20 protein-coding genes and 1 pseudogene are annotated in these 26,254 nt (G+C 69.0%); 16 read left to right on the top strand and 5 right to left on the bottom strand.

Annotated elements, in window-relative coordinates:
• Positions 1–63: 63 nt before the first annotated feature.
• From ACQPZO_RS30065 to ACQPZO_RS30020, 10 genes are all read left to right on the top strand, one after another.
• A complete protein-coding gene (locus ACQPZO_RS30065) occupies positions 64–669 on the top strand; it encodes a lanthionine synthetase LanC family protein (protein WP_433345542.1) in 606 nt (201 codons plus the stop codon).
• Complete coding sequence (locus ACQPZO_RS30060) at positions 666–1,625, top strand: thiopeptide-type bacteriocin biosynthesis protein (RefSeq protein WP_433345540.1); 960 nt, start codon at positions 666–668, stop codon at positions 1,623–1,625. Before ACQPZO_RS30065 ends, ACQPZO_RS30060 begins: the two co-directional genes overlap by 4 nt.
• Positions 1,622–2,785, top strand: coding sequence for a hypothetical protein (locus tag ACQPZO_RS30055; protein WP_433345538.1), 1,164 nt, complete (start codon positions 1,622–1,624; stop codon positions 2,783–2,785). The genes ACQPZO_RS30060 and ACQPZO_RS30055 overlap by 4 nt, the downstream gene beginning before the upstream one ends.
• Before the next feature lie 244 nt (positions 2,786–3,029).
• On the top strand, positions 3,030–3,899 hold the full coding sequence (locus tag ACQPZO_RS30050; protein ID WP_433345536.1) for a phosphotransferase enzyme family protein: 870 nt from the start codon (positions 3,030–3,032) through the stop codon (positions 3,897–3,899).
• Positions 3,900–4,810: 911 nt separating this feature from the next.
• Complete coding sequence (locus tag ACQPZO_RS30045; protein ID WP_433345534.1) at positions 4,811–5,539, top strand: hypothetical protein; 729 nt, start codon at positions 4,811–4,813, stop codon at positions 5,537–5,539.
• Between the two features lie 1,247 nt (positions 5,540–6,786).
• Positions 6,787–7,386, top strand: coding sequence for a GOLPH3/VPS74 family protein (locus tag ACQPZO_RS30040; RefSeq protein ID WP_433345532.1), 600 nt, complete (start codon positions 6,787–6,789; stop codon positions 7,384–7,386).
• Between the two features lie 42 nt (positions 7,387–7,428).
• Positions 7,429–8,922: an APC family permease gene (locus ACQPZO_RS30035; RefSeq protein ID WP_433345530.1), complete on the top strand. Its 1,494-nt coding sequence runs from the start codon at positions 7,429–7,431 to the stop codon at positions 8,920–8,922.
• 12 nt (positions 8,923–8,934) lie between these two features.
• Positions 8,935–9,591 (top strand): GNAT family N-acetyltransferase, encoded by a 657-nt coding sequence (locus ACQPZO_RS30030; RefSeq protein WP_433345528.1) that lies wholly within the window; start codon positions 8,935–8,937, stop codon positions 9,589–9,591.
• A complete protein-coding gene (locus ACQPZO_RS30025; RefSeq protein ID WP_433345525.1) occupies positions 9,588–10,220 on the top strand; it encodes a GNAT family N-acetyltransferase in 633 nt (210 codons plus the stop codon). The genes ACQPZO_RS30030 and ACQPZO_RS30025 overlap by 4 nt, the downstream gene beginning before the upstream one ends.
• A gap of 235 nt (positions 10,221–10,455) precedes the next feature.
• A complete protein-coding gene (locus ACQPZO_RS30020; protein ID WP_433345523.1) occupies positions 10,456–11,193 on the top strand; it encodes a hypothetical protein in 738 nt (245 codons plus the stop codon).
• A 257-nt stretch (positions 11,194–11,450) separates the two neighbouring features.
• On the opposite strand, the gene ACQPZO_RS30015 is transcribed toward ACQPZO_RS30020, so the two are convergent.
• Positions 11,451–12,338 (bottom strand): PIN domain-containing protein, encoded by an 888-nt coding sequence (locus ACQPZO_RS30015; RefSeq protein ID WP_433345521.1) that lies wholly within the window; start codon positions 12,336–12,338, stop codon positions 11,451–11,453.
• Positions 12,339–12,555: 217 nt separating this feature from the next.
• Between ACQPZO_RS30015 and ACQPZO_RS30010 the strand changes: the two genes are divergently transcribed.
• On the top strand, positions 12,556–14,031 hold the full coding sequence (locus ACQPZO_RS30010) for a helicase HerA domain-containing protein (RefSeq protein WP_433345518.1): 1,476 nt from the start codon (positions 12,556–12,558) through the stop codon (positions 14,029–14,031).
• Positions 14,028–16,565, top strand: coding sequence for a type IV secretory system conjugative DNA transfer family protein (locus tag ACQPZO_RS30005; protein WP_433345516.1), 2,538 nt, complete (start codon positions 14,028–14,030; stop codon positions 16,563–16,565). Before ACQPZO_RS30010 ends, ACQPZO_RS30005 begins: the two co-directional genes overlap by 4 nt.
• Positions 16,566–16,921: 356 nt before the next feature.
• Here the strand turns inward: ACQPZO_RS30005 and ACQPZO_RS30000 are convergent, their stop codons facing one another.
• Positions 16,922–17,026 (bottom strand): hypothetical protein, encoded by a 105-nt coding sequence (locus tag ACQPZO_RS30000; RefSeq protein WP_433351347.1) that lies wholly within the window; start codon positions 17,024–17,026, stop codon positions 16,922–16,924.
• Between the two features lie 126 nt (positions 17,027–17,152).
• Here ACQPZO_RS30000 and ACQPZO_RS29995 point away from each other — a divergent pair, with 126 nt between their 5' ends.
• Positions 17,153–17,305: a hypothetical protein gene (locus tag ACQPZO_RS29995; RefSeq protein ID WP_433345514.1), complete on the top strand. Its 153-nt coding sequence runs from the start codon at positions 17,153–17,155 to the stop codon at positions 17,303–17,305.
• 25 nt (positions 17,306–17,330) lie between these two features.
• Here ACQPZO_RS29995 and ACQPZO_RS29990 read toward each other — a convergent pair whose 3' ends face one another.
• The 3 genes and pseudogenes from ACQPZO_RS29990 to ACQPZO_RS29980 all read right to left on the bottom strand — a co-directional run.
• Positions 17,331–19,925: a DUF6493 family protein gene (locus ACQPZO_RS29990; RefSeq protein ID WP_433345512.1), complete on the bottom strand. Its 2,595-nt coding sequence runs from the start codon at positions 19,923–19,925 to the stop codon at positions 17,331–17,333.
• Positions 19,925–21,277: an SWIM zinc finger family protein gene (locus ACQPZO_RS29985; protein ID WP_433345510.1), complete on the bottom strand. Its 1,353-nt coding sequence runs from the start codon at positions 21,275–21,277 to the stop codon at positions 19,925–19,927. The genes ACQPZO_RS29990 and ACQPZO_RS29985 overlap by 1 nt, the downstream gene beginning before the upstream one ends.
• Before the next feature lie 789 nt (positions 21,278–22,066).
• Positions 22,067–22,201: pseudogene (locus ACQPZO_RS29980) on the bottom strand (transposase); the annotation flags it as partial.
• A gap of 473 nt (positions 22,202–22,674) precedes the next feature.
• On the opposite strand from ACQPZO_RS29980, the gene ACQPZO_RS29975 reads away from it, so the two are divergent.
• The 3 genes from ACQPZO_RS29975 to ACQPZO_RS29965 all read left to right on the top strand — a co-directional run bounded on the left by ACQPZO_RS29975 (position 22,675) and on the right by ACQPZO_RS29965 (position 26,206).
• Positions 22,675–23,601, top strand: a complete 927-nt coding sequence (locus ACQPZO_RS29975; protein ID WP_433345508.1) for a replication-relaxation family protein — start codon at positions 22,675–22,677, stop codon at positions 23,599–23,601.
• A 577-nt stretch (positions 23,602–24,178) separates the two neighbouring features.
• On the top strand, positions 24,179–24,997 hold the full coding sequence (locus ACQPZO_RS29970) for a hypothetical protein (protein ID WP_433345506.1): 819 nt from the start codon (positions 24,179–24,181) through the stop codon (positions 24,995–24,997).
• Between the two features lie 693 nt (positions 24,998–25,690).
• A complete protein-coding gene (locus ACQPZO_RS29965; protein ID WP_433345504.1) occupies positions 25,691–26,206 on the top strand; it encodes a hypothetical protein in 516 nt (171 codons plus the stop codon).
• Positions 26,207–26,254 lie beyond the last annotated feature (48 nt).

Here is a 26,254-nt window from a genome sequence, read left to right as displayed (position 1 = left end):
GGTGGGCCGCCCACGACCCCGACCCGACCCTGCCCACGCCCGGGTGGACACGCCAACCTCGGGATGGCTCACGGAGCAGCGGGCATCCTCGCCCTGCTTGCCCTCGCGATGCGCCACGGCCACGGTGTGGACCACCACGCCGAGGCCATCGACCAGCTCACCCGCTGGTTCGACCGATGGCGCCAGCACGACGCCGACGGCAGCACCTGGTGGCCACAGTGGCTCACCCTCGACGACCTAAGAACCGGTCGCCTAAGCCAGCCCGCACCAGGCCGGCCGTCCTGGTGCTACGGCACCCCGGGTATTGCCCGTGCACTCCAGCTCGCCGCGATCGCCACCGACGACCCGGCCCGCCGCGCCGATGCCGAACACGCCCTCGCCGCCTGCCTCACCGACCGCCACCTCAACCGGCTCACCGACCTCGGCCTCTGCCACGGCCTCGCCGGCCTCTACGCAACCGCACACCAGGCCGCTGCCGACGCCCAGAGCCCAGCCCTCAAACAACAGCTACCCGCCTTGGCCACGGCCATACAGAAGGCCGCCCAGACTAACGACCAGCATGGCATCGCCGGGCTGCTGACCGGCCACGCCGGCATCCACCTGGCAGCCGAGACCGCGCGGCACGGAATCACCCGCACTGGATGGGACACATGCCTCCTGATCACGTGACCACCACACCACTGGCCGCCAGCGTGCTCAACGTGCTCGCCGGCACCCCGCTGGAGACAGTTGCGGCAACGGCGGCCATCGATCCAGCCGACCTCGCCGACGCCGTCACGACCTACCACCTGGCCGGCCGCGCCGCGCTTCAGGAACAAGCCGACGGCCACTGGTACGAGATACGTTACGAGATACGTGCCGAATTTCCCGACTGGGACACCGCAGAGACGACTGCGGTCACCTCGCTCGGTCCCCGGCTCGACCAGCTCACGAACGTGGGCGCATGCGGGGGCTGGTGGTTCCTGCGCAAACATCCCTGCTGGCGCATCCGCTTCGCCCACGCGCAGGTCGACGGCGTGAACCAGGTCCTCAACGAGCTCACCGCAGCCGGTGAACTCAACAGGTGGTGGCCCAACCTGTACGAACCGGAGACCGCCGCCTTCGGCGGCACATCCGGAATCCAAATCGTGCACGACCTGTTCTGCGCCGACAGCCGCGGCGTCCTCAACTATCTCCGCCAACCGCAGCCCGCCCTCGGACGCCGCGAGCTGTCCCTCCTGCTGCTTGGCGGCCTCCTGCAGGCCGCCGGGCTGGACTGGTTCGAACGCGGCGACGTGTTCGCTCGCATCGCCCATATGCGCCCCCTCGACAACATCGCCAACAGCCGACTCGACGCGCTCACAGCCAGCGTGCGCGGGCTGCTCGCTGTAGCGCCCGACACGGACAACTCCCTGTTCGGAGCCAGCGGTGTGGTTCCCTTCGCCGCGCCATGGCACACCGCGTACACGTCCGCCGGCCGCGCACTTGCAGCTGCCGCGACGGCCGGCACCCTCAACCGCGGTCTACGAGCTGTCGTCAGCCACATCGTGGTCTTCCACTGGAACCGGCTCGGGCTGCCCGCCCACAGCCAAGGCATCCTCGCCCGCGCCGCGCTCGAAGCGTTCCTGCCCCGGAGCCGACCATGAACACCGCCGTCAACCCCACCACCATCCGCGTCGCCGTCCGTCGCTTCCCACTCCTCGGCCGGCCCCGACCCGCCTGCCCCGCCCTGACCGACCGTGTCACCGAGGTCGCCGAGATCGCCGCCAACGCAGCCGCACAGAACGACAACGGCATGGCCGACGCGGCACACGCCCTGAACAAAGCCGCGCTGATCGCCAGCGACTGCGGCCTGCCGGACCTGGCCCGCCAATGGTGCTGGCAGCACATCGACATCTACCGGCAACGGGACTCGCTCACCGTCTTGCAGGCCAGCTACCTGCTCGAACCCGTCCTCAACCTCGCCCGCCTGCAGATCCGCGCCCACCACGGTCAGCCCGCACTGCAACTACTCAAGGCGATGAGCCAAGCCGTCACCACAGGCACCAACCTGCTCGTCGACGGGCACACACTGCCACTGACCAACCTGACCGGCTCCCCAGACGAACTCGGCAAGCTCCGCCAGTGGACCTGGCTACAACACCTCAGCGAGGGCATCCGCATCCTCGCCCTCGCCGGCCGGTGGGACGACGCCGTCGAGCACGCCAACACCCTCAACGGCATCGGACTGCACCTAATGGAAGGACGCCAAGCCACGATCATCGCCCACCTTCTGCACGAGGAAACCGAAGCCGCCCGCGCGATCCTCGACGACAGCAACATCACCCAACCGTGGGAGCACCAGGTTGGCTCCTGCCTGACCGCCATGTGCGCAGCACCAGGATCGGACAGCCATCAGATATCCGCCATGGCCGATCAGTTTCTCGCACACGAACCCGTCGACGGATACGCCGTCTATCGAGCCCGTTGGGGTCTCACAGCCGCCACGCTGTCCAGCGGGCACCACGAAGCCGCAGCCCAACACCTTCTCCACCACATGGCGACCGAAGCGCTCGAAGCAGCCGACGGATACGCAGCTTGGGAAATCCTCGGCCACCGCACTGCCTTGCAGATCAAGGAGCCGCAAGAGCAAGCTCTCGCCCACATCGTGGCAGCAGCAGGCCTAGGGGCCGGTGCAATACCAGAATCCACCCTCCGAACGCTGAACGGCGCAGTGGAGATCGCGCGCGACGCCTTGGCTCGCTCCGTCGGGGCCTATAGGCCTAGCGATGCCACGGAAGAGGTCGCGGCTGCGGGAACTCGGTGAGCGAGGCACCACACCTTCCCTCGGCCTGGCACCCACCGGTCAGCAAGCAGCGCACGTACTTCGGTGACATCGCGGAAGAGAAAATTCTATAGTCCTCGACCATAGCGATAGGGCATGCGTCGCCGACGGAACGGCCGCGCCTGAAAAGGGCAAGTTGGGACGAGACCGTCCGACTGCTGCACGAACAGCGGCGTCCGGAGAAGCCAGCGAGGCGGTTCGGCTGTGCCGAGGGGAGGATGATCGGGTGCAGGCAGAAGAGGCGATCGACGCGGTGACGTCGGCGGCCATCGGAGCAGGCGTCCCGGCTCACGACGCCACCGTGATTCGTGTCGGCGAAAACGGTGTGGTTCTGCTGCCGGCTGCCTGCGTGCTGGCGCGGGTAGTACCAAGGGCGGCCAAGGGCAGCGACCCTCGTCGGGAGATCGAGGTCGCAGCCTTGCTAGCGTCGCGGCAGGTGCCTGTCGTTCACCCCGCACGGCCGGAGCCGATCATCGTCGGGCAGTACGTGGTGTCTCTGTGGGAGTACCTTCCTGATAGCCGGTCGGCCGACGTGGTCGTCCTCGCCGAGTGCTTGCGGCGGCTTCACAGGATTCCTATACCTAGGGATTTTTTGCGCTACTTGTCACCGTTTGACGGGTTCGAAGAGCGGCTGAAGACGGGCACCAGTCTCGACATCAGCGACCGCCTTTTCCTTCGCCAGCTCCGCGATGAACTCTCGGTTCGGTGGGACACGGCTGAGTTCGCGCTCGGTGAGGCGGTGCTGCACGGCGACGCGCACATGGAGAATCTCCTGGTGACGGCCGACGGCCGTGAGGCGTTCGTGGATCTTGAGACGGTGTGTATCGGGCCACCGGAATGGGATCTGACCCTGACAGCCCTCTACTACGAGTGTGGATGGTTTTCCGCAAAGGAGTACATCGAGTTCGCCCAGACGTATGGTTTCGATGTCCGCCTTAGCCCGTCGTGGTCGATACTCCGGCTGATTCGTATGCTGCGGATGACTCTTTGGCTGGCTCAGTCAGCGGACATCGATCCCCAACGGCAGCGTCAGCTGAGGCATCGCATCGATACCTTGCGAGACGGGACCGCTCCCGCCGGCTGGACAGGCTACTAGACCTGCGAGCGGAGAGTATCCGCTACGTGTGCCTGGGCAGCCGCAAGCTCACCGGCAAGGCTTGGCTCCGGATCGGTGCTTGCGAGGATGGAACCAAGGGTGCGGAGGTCATCGCGTAGCCGGCTGGAGTGGACGCCCCGAGCGTCTGCCAAGCCGGCCTGTATGGAGTTCAACCCGCTGGCGAGATTGCCGTTGCGTACCTGGAGGCAGGCGATCCTCATCATAGTAAGAGCCCGCGATCTGGCAGCTTGCATCGGATGGTATGAGTACGCTGACTGTAGCCGATTGACAGTCGTATCCGCCTGTTTGCGGTCACCACTTGCCATGGCCATGTCGAACAGAGCATGTCCGGCGTCACCAAGAATCTGGCCGGCATCGGCGTAGTAGCCCCAGACCGGATCTTCCGCTCCGTCCAATCCGCTTGCCGAGAACTCCTCGTCACACAAAGCCACTGCGCGGACGCACGCTCGCCCGTCATGGCTCCTTGCATAGGTGCGAGCCTCCACGATGCGAACCACCGCACGTCCGAGGGGAGGAATCGCACGCCAGTCCGAGTGGACGAGGCCAATCACATCAAGAGCGTCCGAGACCCGCCCAAGGTACGTGAGATGCCTGCCCAATGTGGTGGCGGTGTGGGCCCGTTGCTGCACGTCCTCGGCTTCGCTGGCCAAGCGGATTGCCATGACGAGGTACCGCTGAGCGGTCCTGGGCCCATCGCCTGAATCAAAGCACGCCCAACCGGCAAGGTCAGCAAGTCGGGCTGCCGTCGACAGCCAGCTTCGGCGTACCGTCTCGGAGGCCGACGCCTGACGGGCGATTCGGCAGGCCCATTCGAGCTGCCCGACCATCGCTGCGCGGGCGAGTTCCCCACCGTGTTGGTGGTCCCATTCTTCGAACAAGGCGATGCTGCGTTGAAGCGCCTCAACATGCGGCCTCTCGATCCTGCTCGGCGCATGCAATCCGGATTCGGACAACCACGGTCCCGGGAGCTGCGCAAGATCACCTGGCAGCCTGCCGAACCACGCAGCCGCCACTTGGTGGCGATCAAGGCTCGGGCGGCCGTCGGTACGTCGTGGGCTGTACAGGCCAAGGTAGGCATCAGTGGCAGCGCCCAGGGCGCGTCGGAGAGCGACGCGGCGTTGCTCGCTGGGCCAGCGGTGCTCACCGCGTTCCAGCTTGCCCACCCATCGGTGGTCAACGTAGTGGGCGGCGAGGTCCCGGCCCGGGTAGAGCTGATCGAGGGCAGCGTTGACGGCATCGGCCAGCTCGGTCCGGGACATGTGCTGTCCAGGCCGCCGAGGCGATGGCAGACCTGCACGTCTCTCGGTGAGCAACGTGTTCGGCCTGATCAACGTCTCGGGATGACGAGGCACCGACGCATCCTCCCCGTAGGTCAGGCTGGATTAATGCAGATAGGCGGGCGTGCTGGCAGAGCGCTCGACTGCGGTGGTATGAGCATTGCGCCACCCACTACCGCCATCGTGGCGGCGGGCATACGCAAGGTCAAGGAAGCCGCGGGCGGCGCCTACCGCGAGGTGGTCGCAGATTCCGCTGACGAGGTCGACGTCAGGGCACTGTGTTGTTGCCGCGAAAACCTGACAGCACGAGTGATCGACTCGCCCGTTACGCCATGCTCCTGACGTAGGCGACGGATTTCGCGCCCGAGTCAACGTCGGCGGACGTGCGGGCTGGGAGGGCTCGCCGGCAGCTCCAGCCACTCATGCCTGGCTGAACGGTTAGTCGCCCGGGGCGAGGTCAATGTGACCCCGCTACCCCAACAGGCGATCTTGGTGCGGGTAGTGATCCGACATGTTTTCACAGTTCACGCATTGGTCGGACCGTAAGTCGGTACGTCAAGTCGGACGGAAAGTCGGCATTCCCAGCCTCGCTCGGTTCCGTGATCGTTGCTTGCAGCGAACTACCCGCCAATGCCAGGCACGTGCACGAGGAGAGGTGAACACGCCGGATGAAGTGGTTCCTTCCGGCCGACGACCGGCCGTTCAATCCTCTCGGCTGCCCTCGCGGGGGCAGCAGGGCTGCTGCGGCCTCGCTCGAAGGTCGCACGGAGGGCCCGCCGCCGACCCACGCAACCGGCGGCGCCGATCTCGTCGAGGTGCAGACGAGCGCCCTGACTGTTCCAGTCCGGCCGTCCGGTCTGCAGGCATCTCCGCTGCAGGGCCCTCGTGGGCCCTGCCTGAGCGAGGTCGTCTTCTCAGAGGCAGCCGGGACGATTGGCGAAGAGGCGGCAACGTGAACTCGACACCGCCGATTTCCCCATGTCGTCACAGGGATCCTCTTGCCGCTCCTCGCCAGCGACGACTGGGTCTTTGGTCGGGACCTCACCCCCGGCAGCCCGGTAGACGTCGTTGTTACCAGGCCCCACACCGACCTGGCGCACCTCAGCAGCAGCGAGTGGGTGTGGGTGGCGGGCCACCGCCCCGAGTGCCTCTGCGCGAATGCCGACGAGCACCTGCCATGCATGGAGCTGCGGGTTCGCCTTCCGCGCTACGAAAGTACGCGAGCGCGACATGAGCCGCGGCGACGAACCCTGCGGCCCGGCCGACCGGTATGCGTCCGCGCGCATGACCGACAAGCAGCACGCCGACGGCCGCACCTGTTTCCACTGCATGCCTAACGGCAGCTGCGAACAGAACGCCTGGGCGCAACAGGAACTCGCCCTCCACCTCGTCCGCCGCCTAGAGAACGCGGCCGCTGCAGCCCTCTTGACGAGCGACCCAGAAAGGCCAGACGCGTGCATACACATCCCGGCGTAGCCGACGACGTCCCTCAGCCTGTGCGCGTTCAGCCCGCCGCGCCGCAGCATCACGTCCAAGCTGTAGGCAACGCGCCCGCTCGGCCGACGCTGCTCGCCAATGAATTCTGGTTCATGGCCCACGACGACCAGACCGGCCGGCCACGCCTGTTCGAGTCCGCGCTAAACCACGGCCTAGCCGCCGCGCTACTCGCCGAGCTGTACGGCGAAGGCCGGATCACCTTCAAGCAGGGGCGGATCGAAGTGCTCCAGCCCTGGCCGCCGAGGAACTGGTTGCAACACGTCGTGCTTGACCGGCTGATCGCGCAGCCGCAGCACAGCGACACCCGGACGTGGTTGGCGTTCCTGGCCGCCACCGCCAGCGAGCAGGTCACCGACCGCATGTGGCAGGTCGGGCTGCTGCGGCAAGAACAGGTCGGCCGGCTGTGGCGTCAACGCACCATCCACGTGCCGACCGACATGAACGTCGCCGCGTCGTCGTGGGCGCGGCTGTCGGTCAACCTGCGCTTCACCCGCCGCCTCAACTCCTTCGACGTGGTGCTCGCGGGCTTGGCCCTGCACACCCAGCTGGACACGGCCCTGCTCGACGGCGCGTCGCTGGCCGTCCGCACCCACCTGCGTCAGGTGGTCGCGCAGGCCCCACAACCGGTACGCGACCTGCTCGCCGACGTCAGCAGCGTCATCGGCGGAAGCGTCCTGAGTCACCGCACCTGACGCGCAGTCAACCCCCCGACCACCCTTGCTGAAAGAGACCCGATGCGTACATCGAAACCCGACACCGTCTCGGCCGTGCTGGCACGCGGCCGTCTCGGGATCCCGTCCGTGGTGTTCTTCGTCATCGCCGCTGCGGCGCCACTCACCGTCGTTGCCGGGGGCGCGACCACCGGGTACGCCGTCACCGGCGTCGTCGGCATCCCCGTGTCCTACCTTGTCGTCGCCGCGATCCTGGCCCTGTTCGCAGTCGGCTACGTGGCCATGTCCCGCCGCATCGTCAACGCCGGCGCGTTCTACACCTACGTCGCTCACGGCCTGGGTAAGCCGGCGGGCGTCGCCACCGCCTTCGTCGCGCTCCTGGCGTACAACGCGATGCAGATCGGCCTCTACGGCGGGTTCGGCGCGGTACTGGCCCAGTTCCTCCAGGGCCGCTACGGCTGGAACACCACCTGGTGGCTGTGCGCCCTCGCCGCCTGGGCTGCCGTGACCGTCCTCGGACTCCTACGCATCGACCTCAACGGCAAGGTGCTGGCCGTCGTGCTCATCGCCGAGTGCGCCGTCGCGGTCGTCTTCGACGTCGTCATGGTCAGCAACCCGGCCGCCGGCAGCGTCAGCTTCGACACCCTCGCCCCGTCGCACATCTTCGCCGCCGGCATCGGCGCGGCGCTGGTCACCGCGATCACCGGTTTCGTGGGCTTCGAAGGCACCGTCGTGTTCAGCGAGGAGACGAAAGACCCGCAACGCACCGTACCGCGAGCCACATACATCGCCGTGGCGGCCATCGGCCTGCTCTACGGGCTGTCCGCGTGGGCGATGTCCGTCGCCACCGGCCCCGACAACATCGTCGACGCCGCCCGCACCGACGGCACCGACCTCATCTTCAACCTGGTGTCCCCGCACCTCGGCGCCAGTGTCGTCACCGTCGGCCGGGTCCTGTTCATCACCAGCCTCTTCGCCGCGCTGCTGGCGTTTCACCACACCGTCGCCCGGTACCTGTTCGCCCTCGGCCGCGAGCGCGTCCTACCCGCATGGCTGGGCCGCACGAGCCGCCGCACCGGCGCACCGAAGGCCGGCTCAATCGTCCAGAGCGTCATTGCGGTAGCCGTCCTCGCAGGCTACGCGGTCACCGGCGTCGACCCGATCGTGCACCTGTTCTTCTGGATCACCGTCACCGGCGGCCTCGGCGTCCTGATCCTGATGACCGTCACCTCCGCCGCGGTGGTCGCCTTCTTCGCCCGCACCCCACACCGCGACGGCCTGTGGCGCACCGCGATCGCACCGCTGGCCGCTGCTGGCGCGCTGGCCGCCATCCTCGTCGTCACCATCCAGGAGTTCGACGTCCTGCTCGGTGTCGCCGCGACGTCGCCGCTGCGCTGGTGGTTCCCCGCGGCCTACGGCATCGCCGCCGTTCTCGGCGCCGTCTGGGCGGTGATCGTGCGCGTTACCCGTCCCGACGTGTTCACCGCGATCGGCCTCGGCGCGGACAGCGCCACCGCGCCGGTACGCACCCCCGACGCCACCCGCCAGCCGGTCTGACCAGGAGCGACCATGAAATCGAACAGCACCCTCACTGTCCGCCAAGCCACACGCGAGGACGCCGGCGCCCTCATCACCGTGCTGGTGGAGGCGTTCCTCACCGGGCCTGTCGCCGACTGGCTCGTCCCCGACCTCGGCGACCGCCGCGCGGTCTACTTTCGCTACTTCAAGCTCGTCTTCCACCACGGGCTCCAGCACGGCCGCGTGGACACGACCTCCGACCTGTCGGCCGTCGCGATCTGGTACACCCGCGACGAGGTCCCACTGCTCGCGTCAACCGACCACTACTACGAGGTGGAGAAAGCCACCGGCAAGTACGCACCGAGGTTCCTGCTGCTCGACGCCATCTTCGAAACACACCACCCACACGCCCCACACGACTACCTCGCCTACGTCGCCGTCGACCCCCGCCACCAAGGCCAAGGCGTCGGCTCGGCGCTGCTCACCACCGCACACCAAACACTGGACGCGACCCACCGGGGGGCCTACCTGGAGGCCAGCAACACCCGCAACAGGGACCTGTACCTGCGCCTCGGCTACCGCCAAGGCGAACCGATCCACCTACCAACCCAAGGACCGCTGATCTGGCGGATGTGGCGCGGCCAACCGACCGACGGCAGCCCCGCGCCGTTCCCGACGGACCTCCTGCCACGCAGGCGGCCACTGTGAGCGGCGCTGCCCTGGGCACGACCCTCCGCCGGGCGACACCCCAGGATGTCGCCGCGATCACGGTACTGCTGGCCGGCGCACTCGACGGCGACCCCGTCATCCAGTGGCTGCTGCCCGACCCCACAGAGCGCATCACCGTCCTGCACCGCCTCCTTGCCGTCGACATCGACCACGCGATCGAAACCGGAACCGTCGACGTCACGCTGAACCTCTCGGCGGTCGCGGTATGGCGCAGACACGACCCGAACGCTCCCCGATTGCCGCTCGGGGACCACCACCTGACGACCTTCGCCGGCACCGCAGCCGCCCGCCTGTCCACGCTGAACTCCGCCATCGACAGCTACAGGTCCTGGGCACCGCACCACTGGCTGTCGTGGCTCGCCGTACACCCGGCCTACCAGCGACAGGGCCTCGCCCGCGAACTGCTGCGCCGGCACCACCAGGTCGTTGACGGCACCGGATGGCCGGTCTACACCGTGGTCACCACCGAGGCAACCCGGGACATGCTCCGCCAGCAGGGTTACCGCGCCGCCCTGCCGCTGAACTTGCCCAGCGGACCGAAGCTCTGGCCCCTGACTCGAGGGGCCCGCCCGGCCCGCCCGATGCTTCCCTCCGCCACTGCTGATTGACCCGGTACGCCGAACGGTGCCAGGCCACCCCGAAGGTTCGGCGCCGATCCCACCCGCAACGCCACGACCCAGCGAGGAACCACACCGCATGCTCATCCCCCGACGAAACGATCCCACCCGACTTGTGGTGGGTCTTCTCGGCAGCGTCTCGCTCACCGCCTGCCAGTCAGGCCCCCCGGCCGGCCGGTCGACGCCTACACCAGCGTCGCCGTCGCAACCGCAGCAGCCCACCCCCATGCCGCCCTCGGCCGCCACCGGACCGAACCTCACCGCGCAGCAACGCCTGACCGCCCTGGCTGCCAGCGTCGCCGCCACACCGGCCGACGACGCCACCGACCGGCCCTACACCTACCTACACCTGCAGATGTGGAACCGCGCCAAGAACGCGATCATCCGCACCGACCTGCGACGCTGGCGGCGCGGCGCGGACAACTCCGGACGCGAGATCACCCGACGGCTACCGGACATGCTCGGCGTCGACCACCGCCCCGACCCCGACGAGCGGGAACTGTTCGCCCACGCCCAGCAGAAGACCACCCAGTACGGGCGGGGCACGCTGCGCCACTACCTACCCGAGCCGCCGCCCACCGATCCCACGGCGCTGGCCCACGCACTGGCGCCACCGATACTGGCCGACGAACCCGCGTACCCCTTCCTGCTCGCCTCCGGCATCGTCGGACTCGCCACCAGCCAATACCTCACCCAGGAACAGCGAACCGCCACCCTGCGGGTCCTGGCTGGCATCTCCACCATCACCTACCAGGGCGAGACCACCGACATCGCCGGGCGCACAGGCTTCGGCTTCGCGGTGACCGCCGACGGGTCGACCTGGCAACTGATCATCGACGAACGTACGGGCGAACTCCTGGCCGCCCAGGAACGCGTGACCGGCAAACGGCCAGGTCTGTTCTCGTACGTGCTAATCCTCGAACGCGGCCGCACCACCACCGACCGAGGCCGACGGGCGCGGTGAGCTACCCGCTCCGGCCCCGAGCTGCCTGGGGAAATCACCCGCCATCACCCGGGCTGCGAGAAGCACCGCCGGATGCCGCTCGCTTCGCTGGGCGCCACCCTCCAAAGCCCTTCCTACCTGGGCAGTCGCTACTTTCACCAGATCATCCCCTTGGCTGACGCCCGACGGGAAATACGCCAGCAGGAGTTGGCAGACGCCGCGCGGCGGGCACAGCCCAAGCGGCGCTGGTGGGCGCGAAGGTAACGGCTGGAGCTGGGTCACCCGGCCTTCGGTTCGTCGCCCAGCTCCTGCTCCAGCTTGACCACCTGCAACCCGGCCGCCTTCGCGCGCATGGCCATCCCTGTGTCGTAGGTGACCAGGCACACCGGCCGGGATGCCAGCAGCTCGACGGCGAGCGCACGGTCGATGATCTCTTCGTCGGCGATAGGAAGCCGGACGTGACCGGGAGGGCCGAGCAGCACCTGGACGCTGACCTCCCCGCGGGCAAACCCTTCGCTGACGAGTCGGGTGAAGTCGCTGTGTCGGAGAATGCCGGTGCCGGCAGGCATGGAGACCACCCGGTCGAGGACGGCGGTGGTGTAGGCAGCCCGCCATCGGTTGCGGGTCTTGTGGTGCTGCTTGAGGCCGTCGAGTTCGTCTACGACGATCACGGGCACGATGATTCGGATGGGGTCGTAGCGAGTGCCAAGGACGGGTGCCAGATCCATCTCCTCCAGCTTCTGCGGGTGGTGGAGGTAGACGTTCGTGTCGAGTACGACCAACTTGCCGCTTTGGGTGACGCGCTCGATCTGCTGCTCCAGGTCACTGAGCGCCCGTTCGAATACATCCACCCTTTCCGACTGATCGGTGGAGATCAGGCCGTTCAGGATCCGCTCTTCGCCGCTCCTCGGCGGGTGCGGGGCGGTAGCGGTGACCGAGATGAGCAGCTCATAGCTCCGCACGGGAATCAGATGATCCAGTTCGGCCGACCGCACGTGGTTGTAGAGCCGGCGGCGGGCTTCGTGCATCCACTCGACGTAGGCGAACGCGCGCTCCCGTGCCTCCGATCGGCTGCCACCGCGGAGGTTGACCAGCCGCTGGTGTAGCTCGACTAGTGCCGTATGTAGGTACTTGCGGTCGCTGCCCGGCAGTGGGGTTATGAGCACGCGGAAAATCCTTCATCGGTCGGCCGGGTGGCGCCACCGCAAAACGCGCATGAGGCATTCGTTCTTACGGATCATCGCCCCCGCTCGGCTACCTCTCTCCGAGGATGAGCTAGGGGGGGAAGGTGACGGATCTTCATACATCGGGCAGGCTGTGAGGGCGACTCCGCACCGAGCTGGGGCGGCAGCCGAGCCGGTGCTGCGACGGCCGGTGTCGCCGATGCTCGCGGCGCCGGTCGACGCGGTGCCCGAGGGCCCCGGGCTGGTGCATGAGCCGAAGTGGGATGGGTGGCGTCTGGTCGCCTTCCGGGAAGCGGACGGGGTGTACCTCCAGTCGCGGGCCGGTAAGAACTTGACCACGTACTTTCCGGATATCACCCGGGCCGTCCGGACGCTCCCGCCCGGCGTGGTGCTGGACGGAGAGCTGATCGTCTGGGAACGCGGCCGGACGAACTTCGCCCAGTTGACCGACAGCCTGCAGATGCGCCGCACCATGGACACCGCGGCCCTCGCCGCCGCGTTCCCCCTCGCCTCGGCGGACCCGCCCGCGCCACTGCCTGGCGACCCGCCCACCGAGGGCGGAGTGCTCTACGGGGTGAACCCCGACTCGCAGGGCATCGTGTGGTGGGACCGCTGGGCGCAGGAGAACCACAACTCCGTCGTCCTCGCACGCTCAGGCGCCGGCAAGTCGTACTTCGTGAAGCTGGAGATCCTGCGCAACCTCTACCAGCAGGTGCAGGTCGCCGTCATCGACCCCGAAGACGAATACCCGCGCCTGGCCGACGCCGTCGGCGGCACCGTGGTGCGCCTCGGCCTAGCCGGGGTAAAGGTCAACCCCCTCGACCTGCCCACCAGCGACACCCGTCCCGACGTCCTCACCCGGCGCGGCCTGTTCCTGCACACCCTCATCGCGGTGCTGCTCGGCCAGCAGCCACCCCCGACGGAACGGGCCGCCCTCGACCGGGCGATCCTCACCGCCTACCGCCAGGCCGGCATCACCGCCGACCCGGCCACCCACCACCGGCCCGCCCCACTGCTGCGCGACCTCGCCGATTGCCTACACGCCGACGACGACCCCGCCGCGCGGCAGCTCGCCGCCCGCCTCGCCCCGTGGGTGCACGGTTCGTTCTCGCACCTGTTCGACGGCCCGACCACCACCCGCCCTGACGGGCACCTGGTCGTGTGGTCGCTGCGGCACCTACCCGACGAACTGCGCACCGTCGGCACCCTCCTGGCCCTCGACGCCATCTGGCGGCAAATCGACGCGCCCGGCCCGTCAACGGCGCGGCGGCTCGTGGTGGTGGACGAGGCGTGGCTGCTCATGCGCGACGGCGAAGGCGCCCGGTTCCTGTTCCGCATGTCCAAAGCCGCCCGCAAACGCCACGCCGGCCTAGCCGTGATCACCCAGGACGTCGCCGACGTCCTCGGCAGCGACCTCGGCCACGCCGTCGTCGCGAACGCCGCCACCCAGATCCTGCTCAAACAGGCACCACAGGCCATCGACACCATCGGCGACGCGTTCGGCCTCACCGCCGGCGAACGCCGACTCCTCCTTGCCGCCCGCGTCGGCACCGGCCTGCTGATCTCCGGCACCAACCGGACCAGCTTCGAAGCCATCGCCTCCGACACCGAGCACCAACTGTGCACCACGAGGCCAAGCGAGCTGACCGACCTCGACGACGAGGAGGACCTGTGACCACGCCCGCCACCCACCCCACACCCACGCCCGTACCTGTCCCCGGCGGACCGGGCGCGGACGTCACGCCCCCGACCGGGGCCACCCGGTGGATTCTCGACGCCACCGCCTGGGCCGCACACAGGCCCTGGCTGCTCGCCGTCGCCGCGGCCACGCTGATCGCCTACGTCGCCGGCCGTAACCTCCTCGCTCTCTGGCGGCATCGCCGCCACGCCGACGGAGCCCGCCTCGTCACCATCGCCCCGCCACCCGAGGTCGACCCCCACAGCGCCGCTGCCCTGTGGGCCAACCTCACCGGCACCCTCACCCCATCGCGCCGACACCGGCTGCTCTACGGCAGCCCACACGTGGTGTGGCAGTACACCTGGACCGGCCGGCGACTACTCATCAGCCTGTGGGTACCCGGCCCCATCCCACCCGGCGCCGTCGAAGCCGCCATACGCGCCGCATGGCCCGGCGCCACCTGCACCACCGACAACTCCGCTCCACCGCCGATACCGCTGAATGCGCCAGCCATCGTGGGCGGGCATCTGCTACCCACCGCCGCCGAGTGGCTGCCGCTCCACACCGACCACGACAACGACCCGCTGCGCGCCCTCATGTCCGCCGGATCAGGGCTACGGGCCGACGAGCACGCCTGCGTGCAGATCCTGGCCCGCCCCGCAACCTCCCGCCGCGCCCTGCGAGCCCGACGCGCCGCAACGCGCCTACGCGACGGCAAAACGGCCCTACCCACCATCAACCCCGCCACGCCGCTGCTCTGGCTCGTCGAGGTGCTCCTACCCGGCCGCCCCGCCCACGCCACCGCCCGGCCCGCAACCACAGGCCGCCGCGACCCGGGAATCGAACGCGACGTGCGAGCCATCCTCGACAAGACCTCCCACCCGCTGTGGGAAACCGCCGTGCGCTACGCCGTCGCCAAAGACCCCCGACGCGCCACCACCGACCAACGCCCCCGGCTGCGAGGCATCGCCGACACCATCGCCTCGGCGTTCGCGGTGTACTCCGGACGCAACCGCCTCACCCACCGCACCCGCCTACCCCATCCCGCAGCCGTGCTGGCCCAGCGGCGCCTCGGCGGCGGATTCCTCACCTCCACACCCGAGCTGGCCGCCCTCGCCGCCCTACCCCGCGACCTGGCCGTGCCGGGCCTTAACCGGGCCCGCGCCAAGTCCATGCCGGCACCCGTCGCCGTCCCCACCGGCGGACGCGGCGTGAAGGTCCTCGGCGACGCGCAGGTCGGCGGACACGGTATCGCTTTGTCTGTGCCGGATTCGAGATATCACCTGCATGTGATCGGGTCGACCGGCAGCGGCAAGACGACACTGCTGGTCAACATGGCCGTCGATGACATCAAAGCCGGCCGCGGCACCGTCGTCATCGACCCCCACGGCGACCTCGTCCTCGACATCCTCGACCGGCTCCCCGCCTTCGTCGCCGACCGGGTCGTCCTGTTCGACCCCGACCAACCCAACCCACCGACGATCAACCCCCTCGCCGGCGACGACCCTGACCTCGTGGTCGACAACCTCGTGTCGATCTTCGGCAACATCTTCGCCAAGGCGTGGGGACCCCGCATGGACGACGTCATGCGCGTCGCCTGCCTCACGCTGCTACGCCACGCCAACGTCACCCTGCAGCACATCCCGCCCCTGCTCAACTCGGCGCAGTTCCGCTCCGCGATGACCGTCGACCTCGACGACCCGGCCGGACTGCGTGGCTTCTGGCAGTGGTACGACGAACTCAACCCGGCCCTGCGCTCCCAAGTCATCGGACCGGTGCTGGCCCGGCTGCGCGCGTTCCTGCTGCGCGACTTCGTCAAACGCACCATGCGCTACCCGCGCTCGAGCTTCGACATGGGCAAGGTCCTCGACGGCGGTGCCCTGCTCGTTCGGATTCCCAAGGGGCAACTCGGGGAGGACACCAGCAAGCTACTGGGCTCGCTGATCCTCGCGCAGGTGTGGCAGGCCGCCACCGCCCGCGCCAGAATCGCCCCCGACCAGCGCCGCGACGCCACGCTGATCATCGACGAGGCGCAGAACTTCCTCACCCTCGCCAACTCCCTGGACACGATGCTCGCCGAAGCCCGCAAGTACCGGTTGTCTCTCGTGCTGTCCCACCAGGACCTCGCCCAGTTCCCCAAAGACCTCCTCGCCGCCGCCTCCGCCAACGCCCGCAACAAGATCTACTTCTCCTGCGCCCCCGAGGACGCCCGCGTCCTCGCCCGCCACACCCTGCCGGAACTCGACGAGCACGACCTGACCCACCTCGACGCCTACACCGCCGTGACCCGCCTCGTCGCCGACGGCCGCCAGACACCGGCATTCACGATGAAGACTCGCCCGCCCAAGCCGGTGGTCGGGGAGGCCGCCGTGATCAGACAGGCTGCCGCAACAAGAGTCGAGCCCCAGGACGCCAGCGCCATCGACGCCCTCGTCGAGCGGCTATCCCAACCAAAGAAGGACGACAGCGAACGCCGCGCGGCCGGCACCCGCGACACCAAACGGACACCCCGCACGTTCCGCTCGGCCTAACGGTCACAGGTGCTATGACGGAGGAGATGGGTTCCACCGGTACCCGGTGCCGAAGCAGCCGGCCGAGCTGTTCCAGCCGAAGCCGGACCCGTCGTTGAGGACCACCGTCCCTGCGACTGCCCGGGCGGCCGGCGCTTCGCGGCTGCGGCGGAGGTGGTCGGCGCGGCGTCCGGGTCGGGCTGCTGCCGCAGCCGGTAAGCACGACGGTGGCCAGGATCAGGGCGGCGGGAAGATGGAGGGTCCGGCGCATGCCGGGCACGTGCCGGTCACCGGCCACAGGTCGGTGCCGTGTCGGATGGTCGACGCCTGGCAGGCTCGTCAGCGCAGTGCTCCCGGTGACGTCCCGGGCGTACCGATCAAACGGCCAGCGCCCCCCGCCGCCTTGAGTTCCACGTGTCGTCGGCGCTCCAGCAGCGAAACCACCGGTACACCACGTCCAACGGCACCAGATGGTGAGGCACATACCGCCACGCCGCAGCGCTACGCAGCACGTACAGGATCGTGTCGATGACAACCGATGCGGATACCGCAACGGCCGACCACCCCGACGCGGATCCCGTGCTGGCAGCAACGGCTCGATCACCGGGATGCGCGCCAAGGACATCTGCCTCGCCCTCGACATCGAACCGCTCCCGAAACACGTCGAAGGCACCCGAGCAAAGCTGAAACGCATGGCCAGCCGCCAAATCCTGACCGAAACCAAGCCCGGAATCTTCACCCGCACCCAGAAACGGACCTAATCCTTCGGACCGCCCTATCGGGCACTCATCGCGCCGATTCGGCCAGGATCTGGCGTAGGCGTCGTGCCTGTTTGGTGGTTTGCGAGCTGCCGGTGCGGTCGGCGATCGCGTCCAGTTCGGGGATGCCGCCGGTCGCGCCGGAGGTGCTCGCGCAGTCTGCGGCCAGCGACAGCAGGGCTCCGAGCCGGCGTGGAAGCTCACTTGCGCTGAGTAGGCCGGGCAGTGCGCCGGCCAGGATGTTCCAGGCGGTGGTGTGGGCGCCAATGCGCGCGATCTCGGTGACCAGGTCGAGCAGGTCAGGTGCCGGTTGCCGTCCACCCCGCTTGTTCCGCGGGATAAGGCATTCGCCGACATGCTTCGCGTCCATCTCCTTGCGGGCGACAAGCTGGAGCAGTGCGTCCATATCGCCGTCCGGGCGACCCCGTGACAAGGTGTTGGCCAGGAGTCGGTGGAACAGTGGACCGATCGGGCCGTCGGCCGCCGCCAGCAGCGGGAGGTCCGAGACATAGGTGAAATCCGATTCCCCGGCTCGCGTCGATATCATCTGTGCCGCGATGTACTCGCGTACCAGCGGCAACGTGGCGACCCACTGTGGCAGGTCCAGCGGCCGGGCCGGCTGGTGATAGATGAACGAGTCGGGCAGGTCCTGGTTGATCGGGCCACCGTCGTGGTGCTTGAGCAGCAGGACGTCCAGTCGCCGGAACGGGTCGGTGAACCCTTCTCGCAGCGCGGGCAGGGCCAGACCGGTGCTTTCTTCGACCACCGTGAGCCCTCCGGACGACAGCCACTGCGCGAACCTGGTGCCCTCCGCGGTGCCCAGTGCGGCGGCGGCGCCGGCCAGCCGGTCGCGGTCTGGGCCGACGGGGATCCGCACCCGTAGCAGAGCCTGATCGAAGTCGGCCGGTCCGGCCGTGATGCCGAGTCTCGCGTACTCGGCCAGCCGGTCCAGCAGGACGTCGGTGTCCACCACACCGGTACACCAGGAGGGTGCGGACAGCAGGAACGGGGGCGGATCGGTCAGCACAGCGCGGGCGACTTCGAAGATCCGCGCTCGCCAGGCGGCACGGAAGACGCAGTGCCCGCACTGCGGTGGGAAGCCGGTTCCGTTGTCGGACATCTCCGGGGGTACGACCGGAAGACTCTCGGCGTCGAGCCCGCCGAGGAGGAGGGCGAGAACGATGACGCCGATGCCCGCAACCGGGTACGGCTGCCGGTCGGGGAACCGCTGGGAGGTCACCTGGCCCTCGCTCTGCCAGGGCCACTGCTTGGCGGGGACGCTCCGCAGCGCTGCGGCCAGGGCCGCCCGGTCCCGGTGCGCGAAGCGCACCAGGCCGTCGAGGGCGCGTTCCGACTCGACGGTCGATGCGTGCGGCGCGGCGACGATCGCAACGATCTCGCCGATCAGCTCCGGCAGGGTCTCGGGCGGCGCCGAGGCGCGTTGCGGCGCCACCACCGGCGGCAGCGTCTCCTGGTACGGCGTTCGCGTGCGCTCGCTGCCGGGCGTGCTCTCGCCGAGTGCTGCGGTCGCCTGCTCTCGCAGGTCGGGGGTGAGTACAGCGACCGCTTCGACGATCTGCGCACGGGCCGCCGGGTCCGTCGCCGCGATGTGCCGGGCGACGAGTTTCCAGGCCTGCTCCTGCATGGCGTTGTCCTCGTGCCCGAAGGCCACCGTCGCCGCTGTCAGCAACTGGCCGGCACCGTCCGTGCTCGACCGCAAGGCTTGACCGAGATGCTTGAGCTGCGCGCTGACCAGTCCCTTCTCCGGGCGCGCCAGCACGTCCCGCGAGGCGTCCCCGAGCAGGCCGACGTCCAGCCGTCCGGCATCGAGCAACCGGCGCAGTCTTCGCACCGCGTCGCCGGCGGTCGGCGCATCGGCGTCCGCAGCCAGCCGGGCCCAATCGCCGGCCCGATCCGCGAGTTCGTCGTCGGTGAGGGTCAGATCGTCCAGCAGCCGCCGGAAGCCGCGCAGCTCATGCGGTCGTCCGCCGCGGAACAGCCGACCCACGCACTGGTCGATCAGCGCCGTGCGATCGAGTTTCCCGGACTCCGTCATGTCCACCAGGCCCGGCCCCAGGTAGCCCATCCACGCCCCGAAGCCCTCGACCTCCAGGGCGATCGGCACCAGTATCGGAGCATCCGGGTTGGTCAGTCCGCCGAACCGGAGCCGCTGAATCGCATAGCCGAAGTTGGTCGGTGTCGCACAGCCCGAGAGTCCGATCAGGTTTTGCACCAGGTGATAGTGCAGCGGCGTCCCCTCGAACTGTCTTCTTTCCTTGTCGAGTTCGGCGGCGAGCCGATGCGCCAGCTCGCCAAGCCATTCCTGGCCGTGCCCGGCCAGGATCTCGGCTGACGAGGCAGGGAACTCCTGTCTCCGCAGCCGATTGATCCAGAGCACCCACTTCGCCGCCCCGGCCGGCGTGGATTGGCAGGCCAGGCCGGCCAGCCGGCCCGCGTAGAAGACCGACCACTCGTTTTCCGGGCGCAGCCCACGGAGGATCTGCGTCACCGCCGGCACACACCCGCTCCGGGCCGCGACGTCCATCTTCTCGACGAGGGCGGCGGACAGTTCCTCGTCGCCGGCCCGGATCGCTTCCAGCAACGCATCACGCTCAGTGGCCATCAGTCATCTCCCCGTGTGGTCATCCGTACCGCGAGTGCGTGTTTGCAGGGACCGCGGCCGCCCCGGTGCCCAGCCCACCACGGGCACGTGCACCCCATGACCGCGCTGCGGTGGTCGACGAGATAGACCTTGTCTCCGGAGCGGACCGACGCCGTCTCACCGTCCACCGTCACGGCGCCTGCCCGCGCCAGCACCCGGGCGTCGCGTAGGCGCGGGTTGTGCAGTTCGGCCTGGCCGACGCGATACGGCAACTCGCGATGGAAGTACGCGGCCTCCGCGGCGTCGTAGCCCACCCGGCCCGCAGTCCCCAGCCGGGTCAACGCCGAACGCACCCGATGGGTCGTCAGTCCGGCCCGCGCCGCCAGGTCAGCCACGTCGATGCGCGGCTCCCAGGCGAGCAGTACGGAGATCAGGTCCGCATCGGCCCGCACCTCGTCCGCGGCCAGGGCCTCCAGCACCGCGCCCTCGCCGGAGAACCCGCGGGACACCTGCGGCGACAGCATCAGCGTCAGCCGCATGCCGGGCAGCGTCACCTCCCATGCGCTGGCCACCGGTGGACTGCCTGCGGTCACCGCGGGACCGTAAAGGCGAAGGGTCCGAGCGTGTCGTAGTACACGCTCCAGTGTCGCCAACCGGCTGGGCCCGGGAAGGCAGACAGCACCCGGAGCCGGAGCGCCCGTCGTTCGCAGGGTCCGCCCGACGGGCAGCACCCAGAGGTCCGGTACCCGGCCGCGGGTCGGTAACGACCGCAGGAACCGCGCCGCGTCTGCGGCCGGCACCTCGGCACACAGGTCGAACCCCGAGGCGATCACCTGCGTCTCCGCGAAACCACGCAGCCAGCGTTGCGGCAGCGGTACCTTCTTCTCGACGAGCGGTCCGTCGAGGGTGGTGACGGCAAGCTCGTCCGGGCCGACCCGCAGATACAACGGATCATTGGCATGGATCCGCGACAGTGCGATGCGCAGCGGTGTGTTGACGTCGACATTGGTCGTTCCTTGACCCACCTCGCCTCCGTCGAGACCGTCGTTGAGGATGTCCAGTCGCGCGTACACCCCGCAACAGCCTGAGAAGGACTCGAAGCGCAGCCGGTCGCCGTTTCCGGTGACTACCGGATCGAGGGAGCTTTTCAGTGTCGGCTGGTAGTAGCGGGTGGCGGCCACGTCAGCCACGGCGAGCAGCCCGGACGCGGCAATCCGCGGGTCGGTCAGGAAACCGGAGAAGAACCCTGGATTCGCCTCCGCCCCCTTCGACGTTCTACCGCCAGAGGTCTCCAAGCCGACGATCTTGCTTCCGTCTGCGGAGTACACCTCGGAGGATCGGACGTACGAAACCGCATGCGCTGTCTCGGTCATGGTGCGACCGTCCCGACCGCAGGAGGCCGACGCCGAAGCGGAGTACATGCTGGAGGGTGGTGTCGCACGGCGATCCTTACCGTCGGTGGGTCGAGGTGATGGCGGCATGCGACATCAACGCGAATGCCCGTCCACCCCACGGGAGGACAACCGGGAGAGCCAGGTTCCGATGCTCCGTCGAGCCATTATAGGGAGCGCTCTCTCAAGGCATCATCAACGAGTCCTACCAACGAATCCTGGCCGTGCTCACCGCTGACGGTGCCGGCCTGCGCGCCGAAGACGTCTGTCTCGCTTGGGCATCGGCACCGAACCCAAAGACGTCGAAGGCATCCGCGCCAAGCTGAAACGCCTGGTCAACCGGAGAATCGTGACGGATCCCCAACCGAACCCGACCTATTCACCCTCAGCCCGAAGCGGACATAACATTCCGGACCGTCCTCTCAGAGAGGGTTTATTACCAGGGAAGTGCTGTAACCGCTCAGGGTTCCGCAACAAATCGCTTGGTCAAGTGACGATGAAGACGGGGCCGCAACGGGTCGGGTCGACGTGCGTTGGATGTCACGGCGGGCTCGTGGAGCGTCCTGGTGGGTGGACGCATGCAGTTGGAGTGGCTTCCTCATGCTGGGGCCTCCGCCATACGCGGCGCCCCCGCTGACTGCGACTGCCAGTGGGGGCGCGGCACCATGCATTAGGGTCAGCGACCGGTGTGTGCTTCTTCTCGTGCCACCGCCGGATCGAGCGTTATCGTGCTGCGCCTTCGGTGAGCATGACGGCCAGGCCGAGCAGGGGGTCCTGCACCGAGGCCGCCGTGACGATCGCCGCCAGCGGCAACCCCAGCGTGTCCGTGGCGATGTGTCGCTTGCGTCCCCTGAGCTTCTTCGCCGCGTCGATGCCCTGATCCGACTCCGCAACGTTGCTGGAATCCTCACGCTCTGTACCCGTCCCGCAACAGGTCATGGGTGTGCTGCGTGGTCTCGTCAGCCTCCCACTTGGCGTAGTCGTCGTAGGCCGTTTCCGCTGGCGGAAGTCATGTGGGAGGTACTCTCAGCGATCCCCGTCTTGGCCATGTACGGGATCGCGTTGACGATCTCCCGCAGGTCATGCACCGGCCGACTGATCCCCAAGCCCCCGAGCCGTCCGCCAAGCCATACAGGCCTACGCCACCCGAACGATGCGGTGGCTCACGGGAGAGCTGGTGGGTTTCCGTGGCGTCTTCCGTCGCGGCTTCACCGCTTCTTCACCACCTCTACCCCACCGTCATCTCCCGCGCGGAGCGCGAATGTGGCTGTCCGCGCAGCACGCCACCACTGGTCAGCTCCGCCGACCGGCGGTGACAGTTCCAGACTCCCTCCTCACAGGAGGGAGTTTCTCCGTTCTACTCGCTGAGGAGATCCCTCATGCCACCCCGCTCACCGGCTCCCGAACATCGCCCGCCCGAACCTCGTTCTCCTGCTCATCATCGGCGTTCCAGCAAGGCGCACCGGCTGTCCTACCTGCGGCGGCTGACCCTGCGCGACCGGCAACTGCTGGCCTGGCTCGCCGAGCACTACGTGCTGTCGACCGCGCAGATCACCACCGCGTTGTTTCCGTCGGAGCGCTCCGCGCGGCTGCGCTTGGCCACGCTGCACCGCATCGACGCCGTGCACCGCTTCGTCGATGTCACCACTGGCACCGGCCAGCACCTCTACACCCTTGGGCCGCTTGGCATGCTCGTGCACCCCACCACCTACACCGACCCCGAGCGCCCGGACGCCCGCCCGCCGCGCTCCAGCATCGAACGCACCGAACGCATCATCGGCAGCCCCCGCCTGCGGCACCTGCTCGGCGCCAACCAACTCTTCGTCGACCTGCACGCCTACAGCCGCACCGACCCCAGCGCCCGCCTGGTGCGCTGGTGGTCCGAGCAGCACGCCACCGCCGCCTATGCCCTCGCCGACATCCGCCCCGACGGCCACGGCATCTGGCAAGCGGCCGACCGCACCGTCGGGTTCTTCCTCGAACACGACAACGGCACCGAACCCCTGCACAAGGTGCTGCGCAAGCTGCGCGCCTACGAACGCCTCGCCGAGTTCGGCCCCCGCTACCCCGTCCTGCTGCGCGTGCCCAGCCACCGCCGCGAAGCCCACCTACTCGACGCGCTCACCGGCATCCCCACAGCCATGCCCGTGGCCACCGGCCTGCACCACGAACACCCCGCCGGCCCCGCCTGGACCCTCGCCGCCGACCCCGGCCCACCCCGCTGGCTGCACGAACTGCACAGCGACCACGGCCCCGACAACACCGCCACCAACCCCCACCGCTACACCGACCCCGACGACGCCTGACAGCCCCGCCGGCTCGCTCACAGCCACTCACACCGCAGGGCACCCGCCCCCTCCTGCAGCCGCCTCGGCGGCTCGGATCGGCCTGGCCGAGCCTGCAGCGAGCGTCTGTGAGCGGGCCCGCCACTCACAGCAACTCACACCAGAACCGACCCGCAGTGGTGGTTGCTCTCTCACGGTGCAGGTCACCCGCCTAATCAGACCCGCCGCCGGCTGTGCCCCGCTGTGAGTGCCCAGGGCTACTGTTCACGGCACCACCACACCTCACATATCGCACCACCCCCGGTTCGGTCCCACCCCAGGGATCCCCGCCGCACCAACCCGGTACGCCACGCCCACCCGCTCACGCCGGTCGGCACGCGCACCGCGCGGCGATCCCTCAAGGTCGCACCAACCAACCGCACCAGCGCAACACGCGCGGCGCACCCATCGACCTGACCCACGTACCCGGTGGGCTTGGTCGCCTCCGCGCGCGCCCCGCGCGACCCTCCGTTCCTGCCGCACTGACGCGACTCACGAAATCGGTGAGCCGGCCAGTCCCGCACGCCCACCCGCACCCGAATCGAAGGAGGACTACGCCATGTCCGCTGCAAACGGCACCCCGCTGACCCGTCACGGCAGCCGCGTGCCCACCATCCCGGCGCGACTCACCCGGCCGAAGGCCACCTCGACGCCTGCTGCACCGCCAGCCCGCGTTCAGACCACCGCTTCCCAACAGCCGGTCACGCCGGCCCCCACCATCAAGACCATGGTCATCTGCCTGCCCGACGACCTGCCGGCCCAGGCACTGACCAGCCACCAGCTCGACACGCACTTCGGTGTCGCCGGCACCCTCACCACCCTGTACTGGGCCACCCCGCGGCTACGGCTGTGGCAGCGCCACCAGCTCATCAGCGCACGCAAAGGCCACCCGACGCCATGCGCGGGCGGCCCCGTACGGCTGCTCGACCTGCCCGGTATGCGGCACGCAGCCGCCGTCGGCGCCGGCATCCGCTACCAGAGCTGGCAGCAGGTCGTCCACGGCACCCGACCGGCCATCCCATGGCCCGTGTTCGAGGCCCGACACCTCACCGACCCCGACCGCTACCCCTTCGAGCGGGCGAGCGAGGACTTCCACGCCCAACCCCGCGTGCACGCCATGCGCCTGCACGCCGCAGCCACCCCCGGCCTCGGCCAACCCAGCGTCGGTGAACTGGAGATGTACCAGGCCGGGCAGGTCGCCTACCAGCACTACCGCGCCGCCAGCGCCGTCGTCGGCGACGCGATGCTCACTGCCGACGGCCGCCACCTCGCCCCGGCCAGCGACTTCCTCGCCCACCGCATCACCTACCTCGAGCAGGCCCTGACCCATCTCGACACCCTCAGCCCGCAGCAGCGGCTACTCGCCGTCTCCCTCTAGCCACCCCGGGGCCGCCCGCCCCACACAGTCAGGGCGTACGGCGGCATCCCAGCGCGGGTTCGGTCGCAGGCATCTCGTCTCGCACCCGGTCGTCGCCGCAACGCCGTTCGACACCACCTTTGCGCCATGCCGCACTGCCTGCGGGGATGGTGACCGCTGCAACCCCGCAGGCGGGTGACGCCCCCTGCCGCACACGCAGGAGCCCCGGGCGTGGGGCACCGCACCCCGCTGGCCTGTGGCAGGCCGCTCTGTTCCTCTTCCCGTCCCCTGTTCGTCGCAAGGAGGTCCGTATCACCATGTCCAACCGACTGTGGTTCCGTGTCGAGGACGTGCTGCCCCTGGCAGAACACGCCCTCGCCTGCCCCACCCACCGCCTCACCAAAGCCCAGGTCGCCGCAGGCGAGCACAACACACCGGCGCTGACCCTGCGGCGCGCCGGCTCCGAAGGACAGCTGCGTTCCAACGGCGTGCCGGTCTGGCACACCACGCATGGCGCCGAACAGGTCGCCTACGGCGGATCGTGGCGGCTCGTAGGCGCGACGACGAAGCCCGACCAGCACTGGTATCTGCCGCTGCGGCACGCCGACTCCGACGGGCGTCGCCTCATCGACGTCCTACGCGCCGGCCGCGCCCCGCAACTGGCTCGCGATCGACACCGGCACCGGGCCCGGTTGCACGCTCAACGCCAGACACGTGCAGCTGTCCGACCACCGCGCCGACATCGCCCCACCCCACGTGCGTTGGCGCCCGATCATGGTCACCTCATCGAAGACCGGCGACGGGGATTACCCCGCGCTGGTCGCCGATGGCTATGACGCCGGCGAGGACGGCTACCTGATCTGCCGCTTCCACCCCCACACCGTCCGGCAGATGGCCGCGGACCTCGCCGGGCCGTGGCGCGCGGGCACGATGCCGGGGGAGTACCCGCTGCTGCGCTTCGACGGCACCACCGCCGTGCTGCTCGAAGAGACCGAAGTCGACGACGCCATCCGTCTCGACGTCGACGACCGCTGCTACCCCGACCGGGACGGCTACTACAGCATCGGCGCCTACCGGTGGCTCTGGCACACCTCACCCACCGACGCCATGCCCATCCGGGACCGGCTCCGGCTGCACCTGGCCGCCCTGTCCGGCCGCCTGCGCGCTATCACCGCCACCGGTCGCCCGTCTCGGCAGTCGCCCGCCGCTCACGACGATCCACCGTTCTGACCCCGCGACATCCCCAGCTGCCGCCGAACCGGATCTCGGATGTTCCGA

It is taken from the genome of Micromonospora sp. CA-111912, assembly GCF_050948415.1.
GTDB lineage: Bacteria > Actinomycetota > Actinomycetes > Mycobacteriales > Micromonosporaceae > Micromonospora.
Note: the sequence above shows the minus strand (reverse complement) of the source record. Positions and strands in the feature narration are given on the sequence as shown.

Bases quoted from the DNA above. Each gene is read 5' to 3' on its own strand.
- ACQPZO_RS30010 (WP_433345518.1), top strand. From the start codon at position 12,556: ATGCTCGCGGCGCCGGTCGACGCGGTGCCCGAGGGCCCCGGGCTGGTG.
- ACQPZO_RS29970 (WP_433345506.1), top strand. From the start codon at position 24,179: ATGTCCGCTGCAAACGGCACCCCGCTGACCCGTCACGGCAGCCGCGTG.
- ACQPZO_RS30040 (WP_433345532.1), top strand. From the start codon at position 6,787: ATGGCCCACGACGACCAGACCGGCCGGCCACGCCTGTTCGAGTCCGCG.
- ACQPZO_RS29990 (WP_433345512.1), bottom strand. From the start codon at position 19,925: ATGGCCACTGAGCGTGATGCGTTGCTGGAAGCGATCCGGGCCGGCGAC.
- ACQPZO_RS29995 (WP_433345514.1), top strand. From the start codon at position 17,153: ATGCGCGCCAAGGACATCTGCCTCGCCCTCGACATCGAACCGCTCCCG.
- ACQPZO_RS30065 (WP_433345542.1), top strand. From the start codon at position 64: ATGGCTCACGGAGCAGCGGGCATCCTCGCCCTGCTTGCCCTCGCGATG.
- ACQPZO_RS30055 (WP_433345538.1), top strand. From the start codon at position 1,622: ATGAACACCGCCGTCAACCCCACCACCATCCGCGTCGCCGTCCGTCGC.
- ACQPZO_RS29985 (WP_433345510.1), bottom strand. From the start codon at position 21,277: ATGACCGAGACAGCGCATGCGGTTTCGTACGTCCGATCCTCCGAGGTG.
- ACQPZO_RS30030 (WP_433345528.1), top strand. From the start codon at position 8,935: ATGAAATCGAACAGCACCCTCACTGTCCGCCAAGCCACACGCGAGGAC.
- ACQPZO_RS30035 (WP_433345530.1), top strand. From the start codon at position 7,429: ATGCGTACATCGAAACCCGACACCGTCTCGGCCGTGCTGGCACGCGGC.
- ACQPZO_RS29975 (WP_433345508.1), top strand. From the start codon at position 22,675: ATGCCACCCCGCTCACCGGCTCCCGAACATCGCCCGCCCGAACCTCGT.
- ACQPZO_RS30020 (WP_433345523.1), top strand. From the start codon at position 10,456: ATGCCGCCCTCGGCCGCCACCGGACCGAACCTCACCGCGCAGCAACGC.